A 23,522-nucleotide genomic window follows, 5' to 3' on the forward strand; every position below is an offset into this window, starting at 1 on the left:
TGGGCCAGATTCTCCTTGCTGGCCAGCTTGCAGTCCGCCACGTAGAGAAAGTCGCGCTTGCCCGTCAACTGGCAGACGCGCTCCCAGGTGTCGATGTGCGTGGTGTCGTCCGTCACGTTGCCGCTGGAGGTGGTGAAAAACACCGGTACGCCGCCGTCTTCGTTGATCGTCAGCGTATAGAGCAGTTGCTTCAGGTCGGGGCGGCGGGCCTTGCTGTGTCCCCAGGTGATGGCCGGCGTGGGCCGCCCGCCGCGCTCGCCCTCCTCGGCCGCGCCGGAATACGTGCCGTAGAAGGAGACGGTCGTGGAGTCGTTGTGAAACTCGTCGTCGCGCAGTCCAAATGTGCCGGACACTTCGTGGGTGAAGTCGATCACGAACTGCGGCGTCACCCCTTGATGGGCACGGACCATGTTGCGTCCCAGCCGGTCGTCGCCCAGCAAGGCCAGTTCCGCTTCCCAGAGGTTGAACAGGTCGGGGCCGAACCGCGCGGCCCATTCGCCCACGCCGTAGATCGGCTGGCGTGAGACGAGCACGTTGCGGACCATGACCAGCAGCCCTTGGGCCGTGGGCAGCTCGGCGCGTGGGTCGTCGGGCGGCAGGCGTTCGCTGAAGAACTCTTCCAACCGCATCTTCTCCAGAATGTGATTGATGAGCGGCAAAGCACCGACGTCGTAGCTGCGCAATTCGACGTTGCCGGCTTGAGCCACTTGGCCCGGTTCGCGCGGGGCCGGGCGTGGACGATCTTTCCGAGACGACATGAGGACACTCCTTGTGCGAGGGTGGGTGACCAACAACGGGTCGCCGCTGACCAAGGATTGGCGCGACCAAGTGTCCTGACAAGTCGTGTTGAATTAGTCTTTCAGACTTAGGTAACACTACTTTGACGTAAGTCTAGAGCCGGTCGTTTTACGTAACGCATGAACTCAGAACGCGATGGAGGGCGACCGAGCGACTGCGCCGCCGTCCGAATCGCGGTCAGGACTTTATCTTGGTCGGGCAAGACCGTGCTCATGTCACATCAGACGGCTAACTCGGAAGACAATTCAAGGCACCTATACTTTAGTCGGATCGTTGCGGGCCATGCAATCCGGCCCGTGCGGTCGTCGGCCGCCTTTCTGGCGCTGCGACGCTTGACAGGCTGGTTCATCCCGGTGCCCGATGAAAACGCAGGCGGTCGCTGCTACACAGGCGGCCGCTGCTGCGCCGCCGGCACGCGCATCGAACCGCGGTTTTCTGCCGAGACGGCAAACTGTTTCGGGCGATGGTTTCGCGGTGCATTGGGGCGGTTGTCGGGAATCGAATCGAAAGCGGCGCCAAGGCCCTCACTCCGCCCCGGGGCGCCCGCCTGCGCGCCCCGGAGGGACGGAGAGGGAGCGTGCCAGTCGTTCGGGCCGTTTTTCGCTTTCAGGGCCATCGACCCGGCTCGCGGCGCCTAGCTCCCAAGATCGAGCTCCGGCAGTTCGCCGCGCTGGCGACGGGCAAAGAACGGCTCGGCGATTCCCTCGGGGCGCGTGTTGTGCCGTTGGCCAATTGATCCAGCCTCCGCTTAGCGCTCGGGCAGTTTCACGGCGGGGAGAGCGCGAACTTGCGCGCCGCATGCCGTCCGACCCCATCACGGTGCCGGCCATGCTGGTCGTTCCATCGATCAACACCAAGCTTCCCGGCCCGACCGCTTGGAATTCGCTAATGGTCCCCGTGCTCCAGCCCCAACCGCTCCGCGGCCGTCGTGGCCCAAGGGCTGTCGGGCGAAAGGTCCAGAAAGATCCGCCAGTGCAGCTCCGCCTCGTCGCGGCGGCCCAGGTCGTCGAGAGCGCGGGCCAGATGATAGTGAACGTCGGGATAATCGCGATGATAGGTGAGCGCACCTTGAAAGGCGGCCACGGCCAACTCGTGCTGCCCCGTCTCGGCCAACACACAGCCGAGATTCGCCCGCGCCTCGACGTAGCTCTCGTCGAGCTCGATGGCCATGTAATAGCGTTCGCGGGCGGCCGACGCGTCGCCGACGCGGTACAGCAGCTCCGCCAACGCGAAACAGGTTTCTGAGTTCGGCCCGCCCGACATCAGCGACGCTCGATAAAGCTCGATAGCCACTTCCATCTGGCCCTCGTCGTCCTTCCTGGCAGCCCATTCGCGCAGTTCTTCGGCCGACATCGTCGGTTGCTTGCCGGCGGTGTGGACGGAAGCCAACGGCAGTGCCGCGGGCGGAGCTTCGCTTTCCGGCGGCTCGAAGTCGAAGCGAAGCTGCCCGCCCGGTTCGATCAGGCCGTCGCCTTGCCGCAGCAGCAGCTCCTTGCCCTCGACCAAGATCGAAAGCTGGGCCAGCGGCCGTTCGACGCCCGGCACCAGCCGGTGCAGTGCGGCGAGTTTTTTTTCGATCTGCGGCGGTGAATTGCCGGCGGCCATCAACTCGGCCAGCCGCCGGGCCGTGGCGACCTCCTGAAAGTCGAAGTAGGGCAAGCGGCGGACCTCGCGCGCCGGCACGATCAGCCCGCGGCGGTGCCAGCGGCGAATCACGGCCACCGGCACGCCCAGCAGGTCGGCCAGCATGGCCGGCGTATAAAGCCGATGAATGTTCCGCTCGGCATCGACGAAGCCGAGCTGCTGCCAAAGCTGTGTCTCGGTGATCACCGTGCATTGCCCGCGCTCGGCCGCGCGACGCTGCTCTTCGTGCCGCTCGAACCAGTCGGCCACGTCGCCCAGCGGAAAATCGCCCTCGCCCACGACGATGAGCTGCGCGTTGTCGTCGAGCTTCTCGACCGGCACGCCGCCGTGGGCGCGCACGAACTCTTGCGCGTCGCGGCGGGCCATGCCGGCCAGCTTGCCGGCGAACGCCACCCGCTGACCGGCGAGCGGCGGCCGAGTGTCATCGTTGGTCGACATCGATGCGGTGTCCCAGGCGGGTGTCGGGAGTGGCCAGGCGGTGTTGAAGCTGGGCGACGCGGTTCTCGGTCCGCTCCAATTCGCCACGATATTGGTGAATGACGCGGCAGTCGTTCTCCAAGTCGGCAAAGACCGTCGACATCAACTTGGCGTTGTTCCAGCGGGAGGCGAGCTGCTCGATCTCGCCGCGCACGCCTTTCCGCAAGCGGGTGCTGAACAGCCAGATCAGAAACGCGCACCACAACAGCAGCGTGAAGCTGGCGCCGAGAAAGAAGTCGGTGCCCAGCACCGGCTCGGCCCGCGGCCGCAGGCCCAGCTCGACCGCCAGCCACGAGTCGTAGAAAAAGTTTCGCCCGAAACGATACAGCAAGACGACCAGCAACAGCACGAAGGCCAACTCGTATCGCAACCGCACCCACCAGCCGGTATGCCGTTGAGCCAGACGGGCCATGACCTGCTGCAGTTCGGTGCCGGCCACGGCGATCCACATTTTGCCGGCCGCCGCCGCCTCGCGCTCGACGGCGGCGACCTGCGTCTCGCGGCGCGGCAGGCCGGCGTCGGCGGCGTAGCCGTCGATGATGATCGCCGCGGTGCGCAGCTCGCCTTCGTCCCAGCTTGCCGCGACGGCACGCGCGGAGGCTTCGTCGGCCGCGGTTTCTTGCCGCCGCGTGCGCCAGCGGCGACCGCCCTCGAACGCGCCCCATAAGGCGAGCTGTGCCGGCGTTCGCACGCGGAACAGCGCCGCGCTCGACAGCAGGCCGCCGATGCCCTGATACAGCCGCAGCACGCACGAGAACGGACTGAAGCCCCAGCACGATGTGACCTCGTTCAGCAGGCGGTTCTCCCAGGAGCGGCGGCCGGCCAGCAGCTCTTCGCGCATCTCGGCAGACAGGCGGGTGGCCAGCTTGGCCCGCTGCTCGGCGATGCCGATTTCCAACTCTTCGACCTTCGGCAAACCGGCGTCCAGCCGATCGCGGCAGGCGGCCAGCGTCTCGGCGGTCAGGTCCAAGAAGTTCGCCCGGCGGATGCGCTTGGCGGCCGTGCCGGTCAACTGGTGCGAAAGAAACTCCAGCAGCCGGGCAAACTCGCCCCGCGGCTGCACGCCTTGCCGGGCGTCGGCCAGCGCGGCCACCGAATCGACGAAGAACATCTCGCCCGTGGCATATTCCTCCGACATGATCCGCCGCCAATCGTCGCGGATGTCGTCGTCGGTGTCGGCGTGGGTCTGCACAAAGACCAGCCGGGCGCCGGCGGCCGCCGCGGCCAGCTCTTCGGCCACGCGGGCACTGCGATACTTCTGCTGCGTGGTGGCGATCAGCAGCACGTCGCAATGCGGCAGCAGCTCCCGCAGCCGGGCGAGATTGGTGCCCGGCGCCTCTTCGTCTTCCGTGGTGTCGGGATCGGGACAATCGAGCAGCACGAAATCTCGCAGCATGGGCAAATTGCGATGGACCACCTGCACGCTCTCGCCGGCGATGCCAAGCTGTTCCGGTTTGAGATCGTCGCGGCAGACGAGGATCGGCTGCCGCGTGGTGGGCCGTTGCCGTCCGGCGGTCGATACTTCTCCGCCAACCAGGGCATTCACCAGCGTACTCTTGCCGGTTCCGGTGCCGCCCAGCGTGGCCATCACCAGCGGCGCTTCGAGCCGCACACGCAGGGTGTCGGTGCGCTCCGAAAGCCGGCGAACGAGGGCACGCACCTGGCGGGCAGGCGGCCAATCATCGGCCTGCCGCGACCAGGCGTCGATCTCGGTCATCAGCGAGTCGACGTCGGCCAGCAGTTCCAGGTGCGCTAGTTCGCTCGACAAAGTGGCGCTGGCTCCCTTGACAAGTTGTTTGTCGGTCGCGTCGGTGAATCGAAAGGTGCGGCGCATTTCATGCGTCCATCCTACGCCGGATACTTTGGGGCGACAACCAAGCCTGATCGAACTCGGCGGCGGCAAGCGCTTGCGGAAAACAAGGCCCTGCCTCCTCGTGGCCGCGCCCCAAGCGGTTGCCGCCCGCCAACTTGCCGCCGCGTGCCAGCGCACCAACATTCGTTTAGGCAAGCCAATGTCTACGCCTCAATAATCTTGTTGCCGAACAACAGTCGGTCGATCTCCGACAGGCGAAAGGTATCTCGCTGGTGGATGCTGTCGTTGACCAGGCGCATCAGGGCGTGTGTTTCGAGAAAGCACACGCTGCGAATCGGTTCGGCGGCCATATGTTGGGCAAGGTTCTCCAGGTCGTGTTGACGAAAGCCGCTGCCGATGACGGCGAAATAGACGCGGTCGATGCCCGACTGTGCCAGCTCGCGGCTGTGTCGCGTGGCGTAGTCGCAGAATTGTCGGTCGTCGGTGCCCAGCGTGTAGCCGTCGCGGCGGACCTTGGCGTCGAGGATCACGCCGAAGCGGTCGGCCGGGGCCAGCGCCAGACAATCGGCCACACGTCCGCAACCTTGGCCGAGCTCTCTGACCGTGAAACCCAGGCAGCGAAAGGCATCGGCGCAGCGTGTCTCGAACAAACACGATATCGGCTTCTCGCCGTCGGCGACTCTGTAGGGAACGGACTCTGTGCCGTTCCGCATGCCCCGCGCCAGGTCGGCCAGGTCGCACAGCCCGGCCGGCAGAAACGGAAACCGCGTTGCCGCGCTGCAGGATGGCCTTCCCAGGCCGTCACGTGCGATCTCGACGTTCTCCTTGTCAACGACCTCCACTCGTGGCCACAACCTTTGTTGGCGATCGGCCACGCGCACGGCGACCTGCAGGAACCGCACGTCGCCCGGATGCTGCCGTACGGTGCGCTCGTGAACGACGGTCACGCGTGGCGGGCGGTCGCTGTCCGGCACTTGGTCGCGCGACGTGCGTTCGATGGTGACTTCGCGGTTTTCGCGGCTGCGATCGAAGCCGGTCATGGTTTGGGCCCACAGCGATTCCCAGCGCCGCGTGCAGCGAACGCGCATGCTCTTGGCCAGCGGGTGTTCCGGATGGCCGGAGATCCAGCCTTCGACGTCGCCGGCGATTTGTGCCACGCGTTGCCGCGTGAGCTTGTAATCGGCGGCGACGACGTCTTGCGTCTCGCCTTCGAGCACATGCCGCTCGTAGATGCGGCAATCGCGGTCGCTGGGCGCATGGGGCCTGCGCTGGCGTTTCGGTTTGTCGTTTGGTTCGGACATTTGATGAGGGATGAGGGGGTTGGGGGTTGGGGGTTGGGGTTCGGCCGGTTCGGCCTCAGGGGCGATCAGTGCGGACCCTGTTTGCCACCAGCTTTAGCTGGTGGTTGGCGACCCTACCCAACCAATCTTGAGCCGGCTTTAGCCGGGCTTCTCGTGGCCTTGCAGATCGCCGGCTCCAAGGAAAACTTTCTCGTTCGTGCAAATTTGCACGAACGAGAAAAAACCGAAGGATCTCATCATCTCGTAGTTCCAGGGTGGTATCTTTTTTGGGCTCGAGCGGTCACTTCTTTCAGTCTGCGGGCAAAGTGGCTTGGCATGGCTTCGCGACGTTCCAACGGTTTGCGTTCCCAGCAGATTGGCCGGGCGCCCTTGAGCGCCTCTTTGCCAGGCGCGGCAGCCGCGAGCGCAAATTTGCGCTCACGGGAAAACACGAGGGATTTCGCCATCTTTTACCCCGTTAGCGGGGCTGCGGCGGGCGTTGGCCCGGTTGGCGTTCCCAGGGCCGACCGCTTCACCCAAGTCTCCGCCGCGAGTGGCTTGGGATGCGTCCACGTCGGCCGGAAGTTGCTGGACCCATCCCCAGCCTCCCTAGAAAGTGGCTTGGATCACGTTCCTAACGCAGGTCCGCTCGACGGCTCTTGCAAATTTGCAAGGGCCGCAAAACACGAGGGATTTTGGCATCTCGTAACCCATTGGTCGGGGCTTCTGCCAGCGCGTTCGTTTGCCCGTTGGGGCCGACCATTTTACCGCTCAACTGGCTTGGGTGGCTATACCTGCAAATCATCGGTTTGGGCCGCGCAGCGCTTCCCCATCTGTTTCGCGAGATTGCTCGCCAGCCGGACCACTGGTTCTCTGCGCTGGCCGCGATCACGGGCGAGGATCCGATTCCAGCGGGAGCCGAGGGCAACATGGCCGCCATGACGGCGGCCTGACTCGGCTGGGGCCGGACGCATGGCTACCTATAGCCGGATGCGGGTCAGCGACTTGCTGGCCCTGCTTCAAGAACGGCTTTCAACGGACGAGCTACGGGCACTGCTTGCCGACCCCAACGAACTGCAGGCCCGGAATGCGCAGATTGAAGGTCACTGCGTGGACAACCGTGAAGCGCGGCTGGCAACGTGGTTTTCGAGGCTTCGCGCCGGTGAATAGGAAATCACGAGCAACATCGATTTTGGCTACAACTGCATCGCCTGGTCGGCAAACGACATGGCACATTTTTGGTGGCCGGTGGCGCACGATTGGCCGAGAGGCATTATGGCTGATGCCAGCGTGCGCGCGTTCGCCGAACTGTATGCCAGCCTCGGTTATGAGGGGTGCGGGGACGGGAGATTCCAGCGCGGCTTCGAAAAAGTGGCTCTTTTCGCCAAGGACGGCGCGCCCACGCACGCGGCGCGGCAACTTCCCGACGCAAGATGGACCAGCAAGCTGGGCAGGTGGGAGGACATTGCGCACCGTTTAGAGGCCCTGACTGGAAATGAACCAAACGAGTATGGAGAAATCGTCGTTTTCTTTCGGCGCCCGAATGCCAGTTTTGGCCGGCGCAGTTGGCTCGATGCGCTTCTTGATGCCACGCGGACGGCCTTAGGAACGCTTGCCGCATCCCGGCGCAGGTGACGCACGAAATTGCTGCACCGGATACACGGCGCGCCTTGCCAGCTTTGGGTCTAGCCCCAGCATCGTCGTCGAACCGTGAAAGATCGTCGCTCTCGACTAAATCGCAGACTCGGTTAGGCGCTTCTTGAGTTGGGAAACGGCAGCGAGGACGTCGCTGGCCGTCCGGCGAACAGTCCACGTTTTGTGCCGCCGCTGCTCGTCCATCACGGCGGCGACGATTTCGCCCGTGTTAAAGCATTCGATGTCGGCATAGCGGTCTCGGTGCCAAAACGAAATGCAGACTCCTTCCTCGACCGACGGGCTAACGTCGGGCTTAGGCACGTCATCCGTCGAAAGGCACTCGAGGACCTTGGCTGCGGCGCGGAGGGCCACGTCGTTGGGCGGGTCGGAGCCGTCGTCATCCCAGTCGGGTGCCAAGCGCGTCAGCGGCCGCAACGATTTTGGGAGCGTTGTTTCGCGAAACTCGTCGGTTGCGTCGATCATTGTTCGCTCATGGAGACCGGAAAACAGTTCGTATGGCAATTTCGCGTCCAGGGGTTAAGTTCCCGCTTTCCGCGCCGCCTCGAGCCGCTCTTTCCACTCCAGTTCGTGCAGGAAATTGCCCGTGTGGACCGGGAGATCCTTGCCGCTGAGCCCCGCAAGCTCCGCCAACCGGCGGGCTTTGCGCTCGTGGCTGTAGAAATCGGTCGCGCCCGCCACCTTCGCCGTCGCAATAATCAAGGCGTCAGCTTTTAGCACCGACCTGGACAACTGGTCGGCCTTGGGCAAACCGCGATGGTCTTGCCACAACTTTGCCGAAACGCTTGCAGCGCGAATGTCGAAGGGCGGCATGAAGAAGCGTTGCTGCATTTCCGCCACGAACTGCCCGTGTTGCGCGTGCGGAATGCCGGCGAGCAGTTCCGCGACCGCGACGGTGGGAACCACGATCTGCCGCTTCTCGTCGTGGAGCATTTCCAGCAGCATCCATGCGCGTTGCTGAAGTGCCAGGTCGTCGTCGGTGGCCGACTTCGGACGCGCCGTGCTCAGCGCCCGCATGGCCCACATCAGGACCATGGCGTCAATCGCCGCACTCATGACTCCCCCGTGAGCTCGGCGAGGTACGCGGCCGGATCATCGACTACGTCCCAGGCGCTGCCGCCTGCGCGACGCAGCGCCCGCATCGCCTCCGAAACCGAACCTATTTCGGGTCGCTGGACGTCGGCCACCGTGAAGCCGACGACGCGCCAGCTCGTCTTCAGCCAGCGCGCGGCGCCATGCACGACGACGTTCTCGTAGAGATATTGCCCCAGCCGGCGCGCGACTTCGGTCGACTCCACGTCGCAATACAACAGCCGCGGCTGCCAAGAGACGCGCAAGGCACAGCGATTGGCCGTGGCGCCGCCGACCCGCGCGACCACACCCGAAATCGACGTCTCGCCTTCAATGATCAGCCTGGTCGATATCGTCTTGAACGAGTCGGCCGTGAGCTCCGCCAACCGCTCGCCGTCGTCCGGGGTGCGCAGCACGATGCTGCACCCCAGCGACCGCGCGACGGCACTCAGCTCCTCCACGGGATGGAGCACGAATTCGTTCTCTCCGATCTCTTCCGGGGACGCGAGAATCGCTCCGGTCTGTCGCAAATGGGTCAGCGCCTGCGCTGGATTGGGGGTCGCGAACTGAAACACCGCCGACCCGCGCTTGATGCCCACCAGTCCCAAGGGCGAACCGCCGGCCGCAACTTCGCTCTGCTCGTCTTCGTCGTCTTCGGCCTCTTCGCCCGCGGCCAGCCGCTGCAAAGCCCGCAGCACGCGCGCAAGCTGGCCGATCGGTATTTTTTCGGGCACCAGGCCCGCCGCGCAGAACGCGACCTCGATTGCCGCGGGCGTCTTCTTTTTCGTGCTTGCTGTGTGGCTGGCCATGCAGACTGCCTTCTTTCGGTTCGGGCAGCGGGAATCGCTGCCTGCCTTCGATATTAGGGGTGTCGGATGGCCGGAGCAAGCACCGCAATGACCGACGCGAAAATGCCGGCTACGCGGGGCGGACCGGCCTAAGCTTGCGGAGGGACGATGGTCAACGGCACTCTGGCGACGACTTCCCATGGATCGTCCTCCGTCGGTCGGCGGGAGACCTGGACGAAATAGCGTCCCGGCATGTTCGTTGGAAAGCCAGGGAGCCGACCGCGAATGCGAGAACGCTCGAACTCCATCAGATCCACCTCGTATTCCGTTATCGGCAAGGTGGTATTGTCCGGTTGCGACAACTCCACGCGTGCAAATTCCCTGCACGGTTCGGCCGGATTCTGTCGCGCCCAGACCGACACCAGCTCGAAAAACAAGGGGATCATTTGTGGATGCGGCTGTTGGTCCACAGGCACTAGCGAGAACTGCTCGACGATATCGAAGATGCTCAAGCTGTTCGAATCACGATCAACCGCTGAGCCTCGGCACAGAAAGGTCCAGATATGCTCGATCATTTCACCAACTTAATATCAGGCAGCCGGATGGACAGCGACCGTTCGTAGTGCGAGCCTGTCGCCAGGTGCCGAATCGGCATGCGCAAGGAGTGGTAGACCGAGGTGGCATCGCTTGCCAGCCGAAGCGGAAGCCCCTCCTCACGAAGTCTGGCGTTTCGGGCCGGCACTTTTTGATCCAGGACGAACCTGGCCATTTGCCGGGCCCACCACCACGAGCCGTGCTGGTCGTCGTGGATTTCACTGGCGAACGCTTTGGGGGCATTGTCGTGAATGCCATTTAAGACGTAGAGATAGACCGCCACGGCCGCATCGTCGGGATGTCGATATCCATCATCGAATTCGACGACGAGCAGCTTCGAGAGGCGTTCGATGAGTTTCCCGGCGCCGCCAGTTTCAACTGCCACAACCAGCGACCGGAAAGCCGCTTGAGATCGGGCGGCGCGCAGAAACGTCCGCAGGTTGCTGGCGAACGTGAGAGTTGCCGCCAACTCGACGCTCTCGATGTTTTTGAAGACGGCTTCATCAATCATGGACAATCCTTCGCTCCGTCCAAAACTCGGTCGGCCGACCGAGGGCGGCGGGTAAGCGCAACGTGCTACCGAGGAAACGTCTACTCAGCGAATTTGGTTTGCTCCAGACGACGACGCACCTGAAGCCGCAGGGCGGCGACTAAGGGCCCAGGCAGCCGCGATGAGGCGAAGTCGATCGCTTCACGACACCGGTCCCCGGCGCCGGGTGACCCGTTTCGAGCCTCTTCCATTGCAAGGTAGACCTTAGCGATAGCCTCCCGATTTGTATCCCGAATCGCCCGGGCCAGGCTAATCGCTTCCAAATAAAGAACGCGGCCAAGCTCAGGACTGTCGGCACGAAACGCGATCAGACCCTTTGTTGCGATATATGCGACTCGTTCGCCGGCGTTAAGCGACGTTACGCGGATGCGACGAACTGTGGCTTCTGCACGTTGATCATCGCCTTTCATCGCCGCCGCAACAGCGTAATTATTAAGGAGCGTGTAATCGTTGGGATTACTTCTCAAGCCGACTTCCGCAAATGCTAATGCGCGCTCTAGGTCTCCGGACGCTGTGGTGGCGATGAACGATCCGTGGATAGCAGGCCGGCTCGAAAAGGGCTGGTCCCGCTGCCACTCTTCAGTCTTTTCAATGGAAGCAACCCAGTCCTCTCGCTCCCAGCTTCTGAAAGCGGCAGCTTCAGGAGAAAGCTGCAATTGTGGCACGGTCAGGCTGACGACATTCCGGCAGAGCCATGCCGCCTGTGCGACCGCATTTTCCGACGGCTCCCGTAAGGACGCTTCAACAAGTCGGCGTCCGCTCCGAATCTTCCCCGCCGACAACTCGATCGTTCCAACGGCACTGGCGAGTTCCGAAGCGTGGAAATCTGAAAAGCGTCCGTTCTCAAGAAGTCTTTTTGCACGCTTAATCAAGCGCGATGTCCGGTTCATCGCATCCGCCGTCGCTATTTCGGCCGCGAGAATCCAGGGGTCGTTTTGAACTAGTGGTGACGCAACAAGAATCCGATGCGCCCGGTCGCCCTGCTCGTCATGTAGAAAGAAGCGCGCCGCAGACCGAAGGATAAGACGGTTCTGTGGTGCAAGGGACAGCGCCACCTTCATTGCATGCTCCGCTTTGTCGAGCACGCCGAAGGACGTGTACAGCAAAGCTAAGTTGCACCATTGAATCGGATTCCGAGGATAATCGGACAGAAGTTTGCGAACACGATGTATCTGCACAAAAGTCTTGCCGTCAGATTCGGTTAACAGTCGTGGTGAATCGAACGCGCCAACCGGCGAACCAAGTCCCGGCAACTCCGCAAGAGCGTTAGCGGTGGGGCTACCGAGATAGATTAACGCGATGCTACGAGCAGCGTCTGGAGCTAACGGATGACCTACAACGTAGTTAGCCGCCTCTATCGCGATTTGGTCAAGACCTAGAGTTAACGCTACCGAAACTAGGTCCGAAGCGACGGAAAGAGTGGGCGACTGTTTCCAATCGTGCAACTGCATTGCGACGGCCTCCTCGGTGAATCGAGGTTGACCGGCCCCGCCAATAGGAATAAGCTCGCCGCGACCAAGAGTGTCGTCGGAGTGGCGCCATCGGGGCACGACTTGCCGCCGCCTATCTTCGAGAAGAAGTGCCATTCGTCAGCTTTTGCCGCGTAAATGAAGTTCGGCCTTGAACCGGAGCAGGTCAAAGGCGGAAACATATCGTTCTAGCGCGTAGCGGTGCGCCCTAAAACTCATGGGGTGCCCACGCAGCGCCGGGTCCGGGTCGCAAAGCTCCGTCACGATTCTCGACAGTTTCTCGCGGATCGCTTCCGGAGCATGCGTCGAAAACTCAGCTACAGCTTTCGGAAACGCTGCTTGCAGGTATGGCAATACGTCGGCGAATGTAACTGCGGGATTGCATGGTTCAAATGTGTTATCAAGATACTTGATAAGTAATGCGTTGATATGCACTCTCGTGAAGAAGAACACCACGAGGCTCCCAAGCAGATACATATCGTAGCCGAATCGCTTCGTGTTCTCGTCGACGGCCGCCCCGCAAAGAAGCTCAAAAGGAGCATAGCCCATGTCACCTGCAAATTTAAAATCGTCGTGCGGAGCGCGGAGTCCCTTTGCCCAGGCGCGGCCGAGATCCCCAAGCTTAGATCTGCCTTCCACCGCGAACACGAGCACGTTCGAGGGCTTCAGGTCCTGATGAGCAATCGCGGCGTGGTGCAATTGCTGTAAGGCCGCGGCAGTACCATGCAGCGTTCGGAGCGCAAATGCTACATCGAATGACTGCTGTTGATCAAGGTAACTTCGTATGTCGCCATCCGCGCGTTCAAATATCAAGTATTCAACTTTTAGAAACTTCCCTAGTGGACTGCCGGGATCGCCCTCGTATGTGCCGTGGTCGATCGCATGTACAACCCGGCTAATCCCGGACGCCTGGCATTTCAAGCAAATGTCCCGCTCAAAAGTGTAGCTCTCGGCCATGTGCTTCATGACATCGATGGTATCTGAGGCGCTGAACGCCGCAGAATAGTCCATCGCCTTGAGAAAGCCTTCGCGGCCGTCTCGTACATTCCGCACGTGGTAGCCAGTAGAAAAATGCCCTCCCGTTGCCGTTGGCCGCGGGACCAGCAATGTCTCGACGACCCAGCCGCCCGGAAGCGTCTTGCCCTCAAGTTCCTTCGCTGGGTAGATCATTATCACTCCGTGACGCAAAAAAAGTCAAACGAACGTTCAGTTCTCCATCGACGGCTCGAACGCGAAGCCTGCTGCACGACTCCAGCGAAAGCCATTTTAGCGAATTCGGGCGCTACGATCAAATGGGTCCGCCGCCCCGCCGCCCCTGCGGCCCTTTGCGCCGGATTTCCGCTTCGCCCGAGCGGATGCCGTCGTATGGTAGGCCAGCACCAGTTCGCGCACTCGGTCGCGCCCCCTTAAACGCCCCAAGAACTTGAAAGAGAATGCCGTAAGTACTCGCCGTTACGCCAAACCGTCGCGCCTCGCGGGTCCGACCTCTTCACCCGATAGCAAGGCAGGCACTTGGCCTGCCTAAGAATTATAGCGGCTGGCGCGCGAGGGTAACAGTCGACAACGGGAATTGACACGCTCACTTCCGCGCGCCGTTATGCGAGAGGTTCAGTTCGAGAAGGCGAGCCAAGATTTCATCGTCCGTTAGATCCGCTGGCCAGCCGTAGGCGGCAAAGACGGCGGCGTCGAGGCGGCAATGGGCGTGGTCGAGCCAGGCGGGACGCTGGTTGTAAAGTATCGTCAACGTCCGCTTGGCAAGCTGCTTCGCACACTCCTCGTCCTTCGCCGCCAGCCGAGGACAGCGGATCGTGCCAATCCCGCGGCTGTCGGCGTTCTCCACGTACCGCGTCCAAGGCCCGTTGAGCGACCCTGGAAATTCCAATACCTCCTCGCGCGTCCACATCGGCGGGTTCAGCCAGTTCGAGCGAAGCTGGTCGAGTTCCTTGGCCGCGTCGGCAATCGCCGCGCACTGCGCGTCAGTGGGCTGCGGGAAAACGAACGTCTCGAAGCACGCGGTCGGGTTGTAGGTCGCGTCGTTGCCCACGCCATGCCAGCCGCAGGTGGCCAGCGTCCAAAGCTCGTGAACACGTGAATGGAGCACGCCGAAGTGGAAATCGTCGTCGAAGGCGATTGCGATGACCTTCGAGTCGGGGATAACGACGGTGTCTAGCCAAACAAAGAGTCGATGCTTTGCGACACGCGCGGTGGCGACGTAGCGCCGCTGGGCGCTGACCGCGCGCCTAAAACCCGGCCTCGCCTCCGCGTGGATCCACCACTTTTCGCGATATGTTTGTCTGCCGTTTGTCGCCCGCGCCGGCCGAACATGCTCCGCGAGGTACTCGTAGGGCGACTCGTACCGGACCGCGTTTTCTGCGGCCATGCCAGGGCCAAAGTCAATGATCCACTTTCCGGAACAGCGTCGGACCAAATCGCTGCCATTCCGCCAGGGCCGAAGCACGTCGCTATTGGCCCGCCCATCAGGGTTCGGCTGGCGCAGCATTGCCTCCGCTTGCTCGGCGCCGATGTCGAAATCACCGACCTTCGTTGTGCCCATGAAACACAGGCCGGCATTCGGGTGCAGCCGCTGCGCCCGCGTGACGTCCAGGCCAACGCTTAGGTCCGGGTTGATCGTGACGACGTTCCGGCCGTCAAGTTTGGGTTGATCCGCGGTGTCGCTCGGTCCAAAGCCGATCATCGAGATTCTGGTTTCGGCCCCATCGAGGATCCAGTCGCGGTCGGAAATCGCCCAGAAAATACGCGCCGTTTCCCCAATCCTCTCCAATACGCGTCGGCTGCCTGCCTGCTTGATCGCCGTCGTGGCCAGTAGACCGACGCGACGCGCTCGGCCTTCACCGACCATTCGTCTCGCTTTCTCAAACCAATACGAGCAAAGATCGGCAGTCGCCGGTAGACGATCACCGTACATCGCCCAAAGCGGTTCGACGTATTCCGCGCCCAGTGCCGAGCGCATCTGCTTGTTGCCCAAGAATGGTGGATTGCCGACGATGTAATCCGCCGACGGCCAGACCGGTTCCTTGGGATGTTCGGGTTCGCTAACGTCAATGATCGCATCCTTGGGGTGGATGCTTTCGATCGGGTCGAGCACGGGGTTGCGGGGCGCGGGGAAGCCGTTGTCGTGCTTCCATTGCAAAAAGCCGATCCAGATTACCACCTGCGCCAACTGCTGGGCGAAGGCGTTGATCTCGATGCCGTGCAGTTGCGTCGGGCGAACTTGCGGCAACAAGCTCGTGCCGTGCGCCGCGGCGTAGGCGATCACTTCCTTCTCCAGGTCGAGCAACAGGTTGATTGCCACATAAAGAAAATTGCCCGAACCACAGGCCGGGTCGAGAATCGTGATGTGGGCCAGTCGCTCCACAAAGTCGCGCAGCAGCTTGTCGTGGTCCCTGCGGGGCTTCGACTCTTTTGCTGCGGTCCGCCGGCCCCCGCCCGTGCTCTTGTCCTTCTCCAAAAGCTTGTCCCAAAGGCCATCGCACTTGGCTTTCACGTCGGACCATTCGCGGCGCAAGGGGGCCATGACCACCGGCTCGAGCAGCGTGAGAATGTCGGCGCGGCTGGTGTAGTGGGCGCCGATCCGCGAACGCTTGGCCGGGTCGAGCGTGCGCTCGAAAAGCGTGCCGAAGATCGAAGGCTCGACGCTGGCCCAGTCGTGCTCGTTGACCAGGATCAGCTCGTCGATCTCCCGCGGGCGCAGCTCGATCGCGTCGGCGTCGGCGAACAGGCCGCCGTTGAAGTGCAGAATGCGGTCGGCGCCGAAGTAGCCGCCCGTGGCCATCGCCTGAAACAGGCCCCGCAAATGCTCGGCCAGCCGCGGCGGCTCGTCTTTGGCGCTGAGCATGATCTTTTTGAAGAGCTTGTTGTCGCGCGTGCCCAACAGGCCGATGTCTTCGGCAAACATGCAGAACATCAGCTTCATCAGGAAGTGGGCGGCCGTTTGGGCGGGCACGCCCCGCAGCCGCATGCCGTCGGCCAACAGGCCGAACCGCTCCGCCGCCTGCTCGGTGATGCCGCGGGCCGTTTCGCCCGGCTTGAGCCGCTCGGGCTCGATGAACAGCTTGCGGAGCACGTCGAGATGGGCCGGCTCGGCGAGCTGGTCGAGGTCGAAGGCGTAGACTTTTTTGGCCGTGCCCGTGAAGTTGGTGTGAATCTCCAGCCAAAATGGCCGCGGAACCAGACATCGGCCCAGCCCTTGCCGCCGCCGGTTTTGCTGACGCCGCGCTCAAAGGTGTAGAAAGCGCCCTCGGGGTCGGCCGCCGCCGGCTTGGGCTGGTCCAGCACGTCGCACAGGTCGAGAAAGTGCTGCTGGCAGGCGCTCCGCTCAGAGAGGTTCGCCCGTTTCCACTTGGCGACGAATTCTTGCGGTGTCATACCGCGTCACCTCCGCCACGCCAGCCACTTGCGGGCCAGCGTCGCCACGAGCGGCGTCAGCCGAGTGCGTGAATAGTTGTCGGCGATGCGCTTCAGCACTTCCACCTGCGTCGGGTAGCAATGAATCGTCGCGGCCAGGGCCGACAGCGGCAGCTTTTTGGTCATTGCCAAAGCGACCTCGCCGATCATCTCTCCAGCATGCTCGGCGACGATCGTGGCGCCCAGCATTTTGCCCGTGCCGCGGTGCGTATGGATGGCCGCGAAGCCTTCCTGTTCGCCGTCCAGGACTGCCCGGTCGATTTCTGCCAGATCGACGCGATAGGTGTCGAACTCGATGCCGCGCTCGGCCGCCTCGCGCGCGGTGAGGCCGACCTGGGCCACTTCCGGATCGGTGTAGGTGCAGCGCGGAATGACCAGGCGGCTCACCCGGCGGCGCCCGAAGAACAGGGCGTTTCGAAGGCAAAGTCGGGCCATGGCGTCGGCGGCGTGCGTGAACTTGTACGACGAACAAACATCGCCCGCCGCGTAGATCGCCGGGTTCGATGTCTGCAAACAGTCGTTCACCTCGACGCCCTTTTCCGTGCAGCGGACGCCCGCCGCGTCGAGGCTGAGGTCGTCGAGATTGGGCGAGCGTCCGGCGGCGGCCAGAATTGCATCGGCGATCAGTTTCCTCTTTTCGCCGCCGCGCTGAAGGACGATGCTCTTGGCGTCGCCCACCGGCTCGGCGGCATCGGTCGTCCAGCCCAGGTGCAGGTGAATTCCTTCCCGCTCGAACTGCGTTTGCACCAGCCGGCTCGCCGCAGGCTCTTCTTTGGGCAAGAGCGTCTCGGGCCGCTGCACCAGGTGTACCTCGCTGCCGAAGCGGCGGAACGCCTGGGCCAGCTCGCAGCCCACCGGGCCGCCGCCGATCACGACCAGCCGCCGAGGAAGTTCGGTCAGCGAAAAAACCGTCTCGTTGGTGAGACAGTCGATGGCTTCGATGCCGGGAATTGCCGGCAACGCGGGCTTGCCGCCGGTGGCGATCACGGCCCGGCGAAACAGCAGCTCGCGGCCCTCGACGTCGAGGCGGTCGCGGCCGGTGAATCGAGCATGCCCGAAATAGACATCGACGCCTTCCGCTTGGAACCGGCGGGCGCTGTCGTGCTGGCCGATCTGTGCCCGCAGCCGCCGCACGCGTTGCATGACGGCCGCGAAGTCGCTGTTGGGCGCACCCGGCAAACGAAAACCGTACTGTTCGCCCAACGAGAGTTGATGCACGGCCCGCGCCGCGCGCAGCAGGGCCTTGCTGGGCACGCAGCCGTAATTCAGGCAATCGCCGCCGAGCAGGTTCTGCTCGACGAGGGCCGCTCGGCCACCCAACCGGGCCGTGCCCAGGGCGGCAATGATGCCGGCCGTGCCGCCCCCGATGGCCACAAGGTTATAGGCGCCCTCGGGCGAGGGGTTCGTCCAGTCGCTCGGATGAGCGTGCTCGACGAGCAACTGGTTATGCTCATCCGGCGGGGCCAACAGCATCGGGCAATCGTTCCTGGAGGTTGATACGTGTTCGTTCGCTGGTCGTGGGCCGGTGCCTCATTTTGAAGGAAAACCGGCCGCAACGAAAGGGACTCCGCCCCGCGCCCGTCTGCGGAGGGCGGGCGTCGCCGCGCGCGAAGCACCACGTTTGTCACGCTGGAGGATGAGACCGGCGTCTCGAACCTGATCGGGCGCCCCGCGATCCGGGAGCGATACCGACGCGCCGCGGCCACCGCCGCCGCAATGCTGGTCTATGGCACGCCGGAGCGGCAAGGCGAAATCATTCACCTCTGGCCAGCAAGCTGGACGCCCGGAACATGGTCGTCATCTGAGGTCATGTCAATCTGCCGCGTCGAAGGTTGGCTGACAGAAGAATTACCAGACAGAAAAATGCTTTGGTCCGCACTTCCCGGAACGGCACGGAGTCCGTTCCCTACAGAATCGCCATTTTTTATGTCTGGTAATTTTTCTGTCAGATTCCCCGGATGGAGTGGGATGCGATGGATTGCCCAAGACAATTATAGCAGATCGACCTTATCGCAGTTCGCCGCCGGGCGGCAGCGCGCTCAGCGGCCGGACCTGGAGAATGCGGCCCAGGGGGCGAATCCGCTCCAAAGAGATCGCGTCAGGCAACGAGTCGGTGCCCACGTTGCCGGCGTCGTCGCGGACCTCCAGCAGCAGATAGACCTCGCCGGGCAAACGCTGGTCGAGCCGCCAGGCATAACGCCCGGTGTTCTCCAGGCCCGAAGCGATCGTCGACCACGGCCCCTGACGCGTCTGCGACCAGAACAACGAAATGCCGCGCACGGCCAGACTTCGATCGGCGGCCTGCCACGAAATGATCAGCCGGTCGGCCTCGTCGCCTTCGCCTTGCACCGCCGAAATCAAGTTCGCGTCGGGCTTGGTCAGATCGACACCGACCCAGACGTCGGGCAGGTCGCCGGCAACCGGCAACGGACTTCGCAGCCCCGTCGTCGTTTCGACCACGACCCGAAATCCATACACGCCTTCGCCCTCCACCTGCACCAGCATCGGACTGTGGCAGTCTTCATCGAGGCCGTAGCTGGTCCACGTGCGGCCACCGTCGGTCGTGATCCACAGCTCGACCTGGGCCACGCCGGCCGAGCCGATGGCATCGACGTCGTACAGCAACTCTAAGCGCGGCTTGTTGACCATCTGGGGCTTGACGCCCGGCGGCACGAGCGCACCGTCAGCCGCGGCGGCGCCGGCCGCCGTCGAGGAAAGATCGGGCAAGCGCTGCACCGGCGATCGGGAGGGTGGATGATCGTCGCCGGCCCCTTCGTTGTTGGAATCGCCGAACGGCGATTCGCCTTCTTCCGCCGGCCAATCGGGCGTGGCCGTGCGAGGATAGGACGCGGGCATCGCGGGCGTGCGCTCGATGGAACCGGCCGGCGATGCAAACAGCGGCGGGTCGCCGGAGGACACGGGTTGCTCTTTGATGCTGTGATTGCCGGCGGCGTCGATCACCTCCGCCCGGACCACCAGGTCGGCGTCCTGCTGGGCCAGCGGCAACACCAATGTGGTCTCGCCGCGGCGCTCGAAAGGCGGGGTCTGGGCGTCGGCCGGATCGACCGCCACGTGCTGCCACTTTTCGGTCGCGCCCGATAGCCGGTATTCGAGTTTGAACGACTTGTGCAGCAGGTGGGCGTCGGCAATGTGCCAGCGGACGATCAGTTCGCCTCCGCCGCCGTGTTGCGCGTCAAGCTCGAGCTGCGGCGGCTCCGTATCGACCACCACCTTAAGCTGGGCGATGGGTGGGCCTTCCGGCAAATAGCGGCCCGAGGCGTACTTGGTCCTGGGCATGAACCAGTATTCGCCGTCCTTGGGAGCCCTGAAAACAAGGCGCCCCTCCGACGGTTTTGCGCGACTTGCAACCTCCCACGTTCGTGCCTGATCGGCGGAAACGTGCAACTCGACGACCCGCGGCGGATCGCCGTTGGCTTGCGAAGCCGGAAACGAAAACGGCACCTCGAAGTCGGTGTACGTTGTATAGGTCGGCTCTTTAGGCGGAGCGGCGGCCGCACCGGCGGTCGTTGCACACGCCGCCAGCGTAACCACCAAGATTCGCGACCAGACCTGCCGCATGGAGTCCGTTCCCGCGGAATGTTGTGAATTGAAGCCGATCCGTTTTGGGCACCCGGCAAATTCGACCGCGTCCGCGCCGTTTTTGCAGTCGATCGCGTGCCGTTTGTGGTGTATCGGTTGCCGGAGCGGCACCGCTTGAACAAGGCTTTCCGTAGACGCGGGGTGAAGCAACCGCGCAAGGTGCGAGGTTTGGGGAGGTCATAACCGGCAATGCCACGCCTCGCGCGGTGGTCGCTCCGGACAAAGCGGTGACTGGGGCAGAGCCGCGCGACAGGCGCGGATTCTGAGAAAAGCTTCGTCGCGGCGATGCCCCGGCTGCGTCACCACCGGGGCCCCTTGTCTCACCCGAGCGCAGGCGGCACGCGTGTCGCATCCAACGAGGTCCGCGGCGAATGCCTTGCGAGACGCGGGACTCAACCACCAACCAAGTCAAACGGCCTCGCGCTGCCAGAATTCTCACGAATTCCGCTAGGCGGCTATTCTTCTTCCTCCGGGTGCAGCACGGCCTTTTCGATGATCTCTTTCTGCACGTTGCCGGGCACCACTTCATAACGGTTGAATTCCATCGTGAAACTCCCCTGCCCGCCCGTCATGCTCGACAAGGCACGGGCATACGTGGTGACCTCCGCCAGCGGCACCTCGGCGGTGACCGTTTGCAAGTCGCCGCCCGCCGAGTCCATACCCAACACTCGGCCGCGGCGGCCCGACATGTCGCTGTTGATGTCGCCCAGCTTGTCGCTGGGCACCGTGATGTGCATCGTCACAATCGGCTCCAACAGCGACGGCTTGGCTTGCTGAAACACGTTGCGGAAAGCCATCGAGCCGGCGGTCTTGAAAGCCGCTTCCGAGCTGTCCACCGGATGGTGCTTGCCGAAATAGACCTCGATGCAGAGATCCTGCACCTTGTGGCCGGCGATCACACCGCGCTCCATGCGTTCTTTGAAACCTTTTTCCACGGCGGGCAAAAAGTTGTTGGGAATGGTGCCGCCCACGACCGAGTCGATCCACAAGAAATTATTGGCCGGATCGTAATGAGAATCCCGCATCGAGGCGAAATTCGCCTTCGTGGCATAGGTTTCAATGTCGGTGCCGCGGGGCAAGGGAAACATGCGAATGTGGACCTCGCCGAACTGCCCGCGTCCGCCCGTCTGCTTTTTGTGGCGGTAGCTGCCTTCCGCCTTGGCCTGGATCGTCTCGCGATAGGGAATCTTCGGCTCCTTGACGTCGACCTCCACCTTGTCGCGCCGCTTCAGCCGCTCGCGGACGATCTGCAAGTGCAGCTCGCTCATGCCGGTCATCACCAGCTCTTTGGTTTGCGCGTCGCGGTCGAGGTGCAGGGTGAGGTCTTCCTCGACGATTTTGTGCAGGGCGGTCGAGAGCTTGCCTTCGTCGCCGCGGCTTTTGGGCGTCACGGCCAACCCGGCCATCGGCGTGGGAAAGGGAATCGGCGGCAACTCGAAGTCGCCCAGGCTGGTGCCGGTGTGCAGGTCTTCCGTTTTGGTGACCGCCACGATGTCGCCCGGACCGGCCTGATCGACCGGCTCCGTGTGGTTGGCCTGCACGCGGTAAAGCTGCGAAAGCTTGACGCCCTTGCGGACCTTCGAGGCGTGTACGGTGTCGTCCTTTTTCAAGGTGCCCGAAAAGACACGAATGAAGCTCAACTTTTGCACAAAGGGATCGATGCGGGTCTTGAACACCTGCGCGATCAGCGGAGCGGCCGGGTCGGGCTTGACTTCCAGCTCGCCGCCGTCGGCGCTCTTCGCGGTGCGCACGACTTTGGTCGGCGGCAAAGCGCAGAGGGCCAGGGCGTCGAGCAGCTCGGCGACGCCATGATCGCTCTTGGCGGCCACGCACAACACCGGTATCACGCTCCCGTCGGCCACCGCTTCCACGATCAGCCGCGAGATTTCCTCTTCGGTCGGTTGCTGGCCATCGAAATAGCGGGCCGTCACCTCTTCGTCATGCTCGATGATCGCCTCGATGAGCGCCGTGTTGATTTCCGCCGGATTGACCACGGCATCTTTGACGTCGGCCGCCGGCTTCAACGTGCTGGTCACGCCGCGGAAGTGGTGGCCGCTGCCCAACGGCACGTTCAGCGGCAGGCAGGACGGGCCGAACAGCTCTTTGATGCTGCCGAGCAACTTCACGAAATCGGCGTTCTCGTCGTCGAGCTTGCTGACCACGATCATCCGCGCCAGGCCCGCCTTATGCGCCTCTTGAAAGACGCGGCGGGTATTGACCGCGATGCCCGAATGGGCGTTGATCACGATCACCGCGGTTTCCACGGCCCGCAATGCTCCGATGGTCTGGCCGATGAAGTCGGGGTAGCCCGGCGTGTCGATCGCCTGAAAGAGCTTGCCGGCATGGTCGAAATGGACGACGCTGGCCTCGATCGTGTATTTGTGGTGCTTCTCTTCTTCGTCGAAGTCGCAGACGCTCGTGCCGTCATCGACGCTGGCCGGGTGCTTGATGGCGCCGGTCTTGGTCAGGATCTTATCGACGAGCGTCGTCTTTCCCGCCGAACCGTGGCCACAGAAAGCGAGGTTGCGAATGTCTTCAACGTTGCGTAGCGGCATAAAGCTTCCTTTTCGTTGTCGTGGATGACCAGAAGAACAAAGGATTACGTCGGAACTACTCCTTCATGCCGGCGGCGTTTTGGCGGGCCGCGGCGATCGCGTCGGGCAAAGTGAGCACGCCTTCATACAGCGCGCGTCCGATAATGCAGCCCTCGACCGGCAGGGCCGCCAGGGCGGCGATGTCGGCGGAGCGCGTGACGCCGCCCGAAGCGACGATCGGCAGGTCGACGGCGGCGCGAAGCTCTTTCAGGGCCGCCAGGTTCGGCCCCCCCAACATGCCGTCGGTGGCGATATCGGTGTAGATGATGGCGGCGATCGGCTCGTCGGCAAAGCGCGCGGCCAACTCGGTGGCGGCCACGTCGCTGGTTTCCAGCCATCCGTCGGTGGCAACCCGGCCACTACGCGCGTCGAGACCCAGCGCAAGCCGGCCGGGAAAACGGCGGCACATCCGCCGAAACCAGTCCGGCTCGGCCAACGCGCGAGTGCCGATCACCAGGCGCTCGAGACCCAGATCGAGCCAATCGGCGATGGTCTTTTCGTCACGGACACCGCCGCCCAATTCGCACGGCACGCCGACCGCCTCGAGAATCGCACGGACCGAGGCGGCATTGACTGGACGGCCGTCGCGCGCGCCGTCGAGATCGACCAGGTGGAGGCGTTCGCCGCCTTGCGCCACCCAGTGCCGGGCCATGGCCACGGGCTCGTCGGCAAACACCGTCTCGCGCTGGTAGTCGCCCTGCTGCAGGCGGACACACTTGCCGCCGCGCAGGTCTATCGCCGGCCAGATCTGCATCGTGAATGGAAC

At 63.3% G+C, this 23,522-nt stretch carries 20 protein-coding genes; 4 read left to right on the forward strand and 16 right to left on the reverse strand.

What is annotated here, in order from left to right; genetic code table 11:
- Positions 1–758 (reverse strand): DUF4277 domain-containing protein (locus tag VNH11_16815; GenBank protein ID HVA48034.1); only part of this gene is annotated, 758 nt, incomplete at its 3' end.
- Between the two features lie 617 nt (positions 759–1,375).
- On the opposite strand from VNH11_16815, the gene VNH11_16820 reads away from it, so the two are divergent.
- Positions 1,376–1,534, forward strand: coding sequence for a hypothetical protein (locus VNH11_16820; GenBank protein ID HVA48035.1), 159 nt, complete (start codon positions 1,376–1,378; stop codon positions 1,532–1,534).
- A gap of 149 nt (positions 1,535–1,683) precedes the next feature.
- On the opposite strand, the gene VNH11_16825 is transcribed toward VNH11_16820, so the two are convergent.
- From VNH11_16825 to VNH11_16835, 3 genes are all read right to left on the reverse strand, one after another.
- Positions 1,684–2,880, reverse strand: coding sequence for a tetratricopeptide repeat protein (locus VNH11_16825; GenBank protein HVA48036.1), 1,197 nt, complete (start codon positions 2,878–2,880; stop codon positions 1,684–1,686).
- The gene (locus VNH11_16830) at positions 2,864–4,753 is read right to left on the reverse strand and encodes a GTPase (protein HVA48037.1); all 1,890 of its coding nucleotides are present in this window, start codon (positions 4,751–4,753) and stop codon (positions 2,864–2,866) included. Before VNH11_16830 ends, VNH11_16825 begins: the two co-directional genes overlap by 17 nt.
- 182 nt (positions 4,754–4,935) lie before the next feature.
- Positions 4,936–6,033 (reverse strand): hypothetical protein, encoded by a 1,098-nt coding sequence (locus VNH11_16835; protein HVA48038.1) that lies wholly within the window; start codon positions 6,031–6,033, stop codon positions 4,936–4,938.
- Between the two features lie 728 nt (positions 6,034–6,761).
- Between VNH11_16835 and VNH11_16840 the strand changes: the two genes are divergently transcribed.
- From VNH11_16840 to VNH11_16850, 3 genes are all read left to right on the forward strand, one after another.
- The gene (locus tag VNH11_16840) at positions 6,762–6,965 is read left to right on the forward strand and encodes a hypothetical protein (protein HVA48039.1); all 204 of its coding nucleotides are present in this window, start codon (positions 6,762–6,764) and stop codon (positions 6,963–6,965) included.
- Positions 6,966–6,984: 19 nt separating this feature from the next.
- Positions 6,985–7,182, forward strand: coding sequence for a hypothetical protein (locus VNH11_16845; GenBank protein HVA48040.1), 198 nt, complete (start codon positions 6,985–6,987; stop codon positions 7,180–7,182).
- A 105-nt stretch (positions 7,183–7,287) separates the two neighbouring features.
- Positions 7,288–7,647: a hypothetical protein gene (locus tag VNH11_16850; GenBank protein ID HVA48041.1), complete on the forward strand. Its 360-nt coding sequence runs from the start codon at positions 7,288–7,290 to the stop codon at positions 7,645–7,647.
- 96 nt (positions 7,648–7,743) lie between these two features.
- Here VNH11_16850 and VNH11_16855 read toward each other — a convergent pair whose 3' ends face one another.
- The 12 genes from VNH11_16855 to hisA form a co-directional block, all read right to left on the reverse strand.
- A complete protein-coding gene (locus VNH11_16855; GenBank protein HVA48042.1) occupies positions 7,744–8,130 on the reverse strand; it encodes a hypothetical protein in 387 nt (128 codons plus the stop codon).
- A gap of 54 nt (positions 8,131–8,184) precedes the next feature.
- Complete coding sequence (locus VNH11_16860) at positions 8,185–8,721, reverse strand: PIN domain-containing protein (GenBank protein HVA48043.1); 537 nt, start codon at positions 8,719–8,721, stop codon at positions 8,185–8,187.
- Entirely contained in the window at positions 8,718–9,545 is an 828-nt protein-coding gene (locus VNH11_16865) for a hypothetical protein (protein ID HVA48044.1), read from the reverse strand. Before VNH11_16865 ends, VNH11_16860 begins: the two co-directional genes overlap by 4 nt.
- Before the next feature lie 128 nt (positions 9,546–9,673).
- On the reverse strand, positions 9,674–10,099 hold the full coding sequence (locus VNH11_16870; protein ID HVA48045.1) for a hypothetical protein: 426 nt from the start codon (positions 10,097–10,099) through the stop codon (positions 9,674–9,676).
- Positions 10,096–10,629, reverse strand: a complete 534-nt coding sequence (locus VNH11_16875; protein ID HVA48046.1) for a hypothetical protein — start codon at positions 10,627–10,629, stop codon at positions 10,096–10,098. Before VNH11_16875 ends, VNH11_16870 begins: the two co-directional genes overlap by 4 nt.
- An 80-nt stretch (positions 10,630–10,709) precedes the next feature.
- On the reverse strand, positions 10,710–12,119 hold the full coding sequence (locus tag VNH11_16880; protein ID HVA48047.1) for a hypothetical protein: 1,410 nt from the start codon (positions 12,117–12,119) through the stop codon (positions 10,710–10,712).
- Between the two features lie 138 nt (positions 12,120–12,257).
- A complete protein-coding gene (locus VNH11_16885; GenBank protein HVA48048.1) occupies positions 12,258–13,307 on the reverse strand; it encodes a hypothetical protein in 1,050 nt (349 codons plus the stop codon).
- 409 nt (positions 13,308–13,716) lie between these two features.
- Positions 13,717–16,221, reverse strand: a complete 2,505-nt coding sequence (locus tag VNH11_16890) for a DNA methyltransferase (GenBank protein HVA48049.1) — start codon at positions 16,219–16,221, stop codon at positions 13,717–13,719.
- A gap of 308 nt (positions 16,222–16,529) precedes the next feature.
- Positions 16,530–18,035, reverse strand: a complete 1,506-nt coding sequence (locus tag VNH11_16895; GenBank protein ID HVA48050.1) for a mercuric reductase — start codon at positions 18,033–18,035, stop codon at positions 16,530–16,532.
- A gap of 534 nt (positions 18,036–18,569) precedes the next feature.
- Positions 18,570–20,141, reverse strand: a complete 1,572-nt coding sequence (locus VNH11_16900; GenBank protein ID HVA48051.1) for a hypothetical protein — start codon at positions 20,139–20,141, stop codon at positions 18,570–18,572.
- 476 nt (positions 20,142–20,617) lie between these two features.
- Positions 20,618–22,717 (reverse strand): elongation factor G, encoded by a 2,100-nt coding sequence (locus VNH11_16905; protein ID HVA48052.1) that lies wholly within the window; start codon positions 22,715–22,717, stop codon positions 20,618–20,620.
- A 55-nt stretch (positions 22,718–22,772) separates the two neighbouring features.
- Positions 22,773–23,510, reverse strand: a complete 738-nt coding sequence (gene hisA / locus VNH11_16910; protein HVA48053.1) for a 1-(5-phosphoribosyl)-5-[(5-phosphoribosylamino)methylideneamino]imidazole-4-carboxamide isomerase — start codon at positions 23,508–23,510, stop codon at positions 22,773–22,775.
- Positions 23,511–23,522 lie beyond the last annotated feature (12 nt).

The sequence above is a fragment of the Pirellulales bacterium genome (assembly GCA_035533075.1).
Lineage (GTDB): Bacteria > Planctomycetota > Planctomycetia > Pirellulales > JAICIG01 > DASSFG01.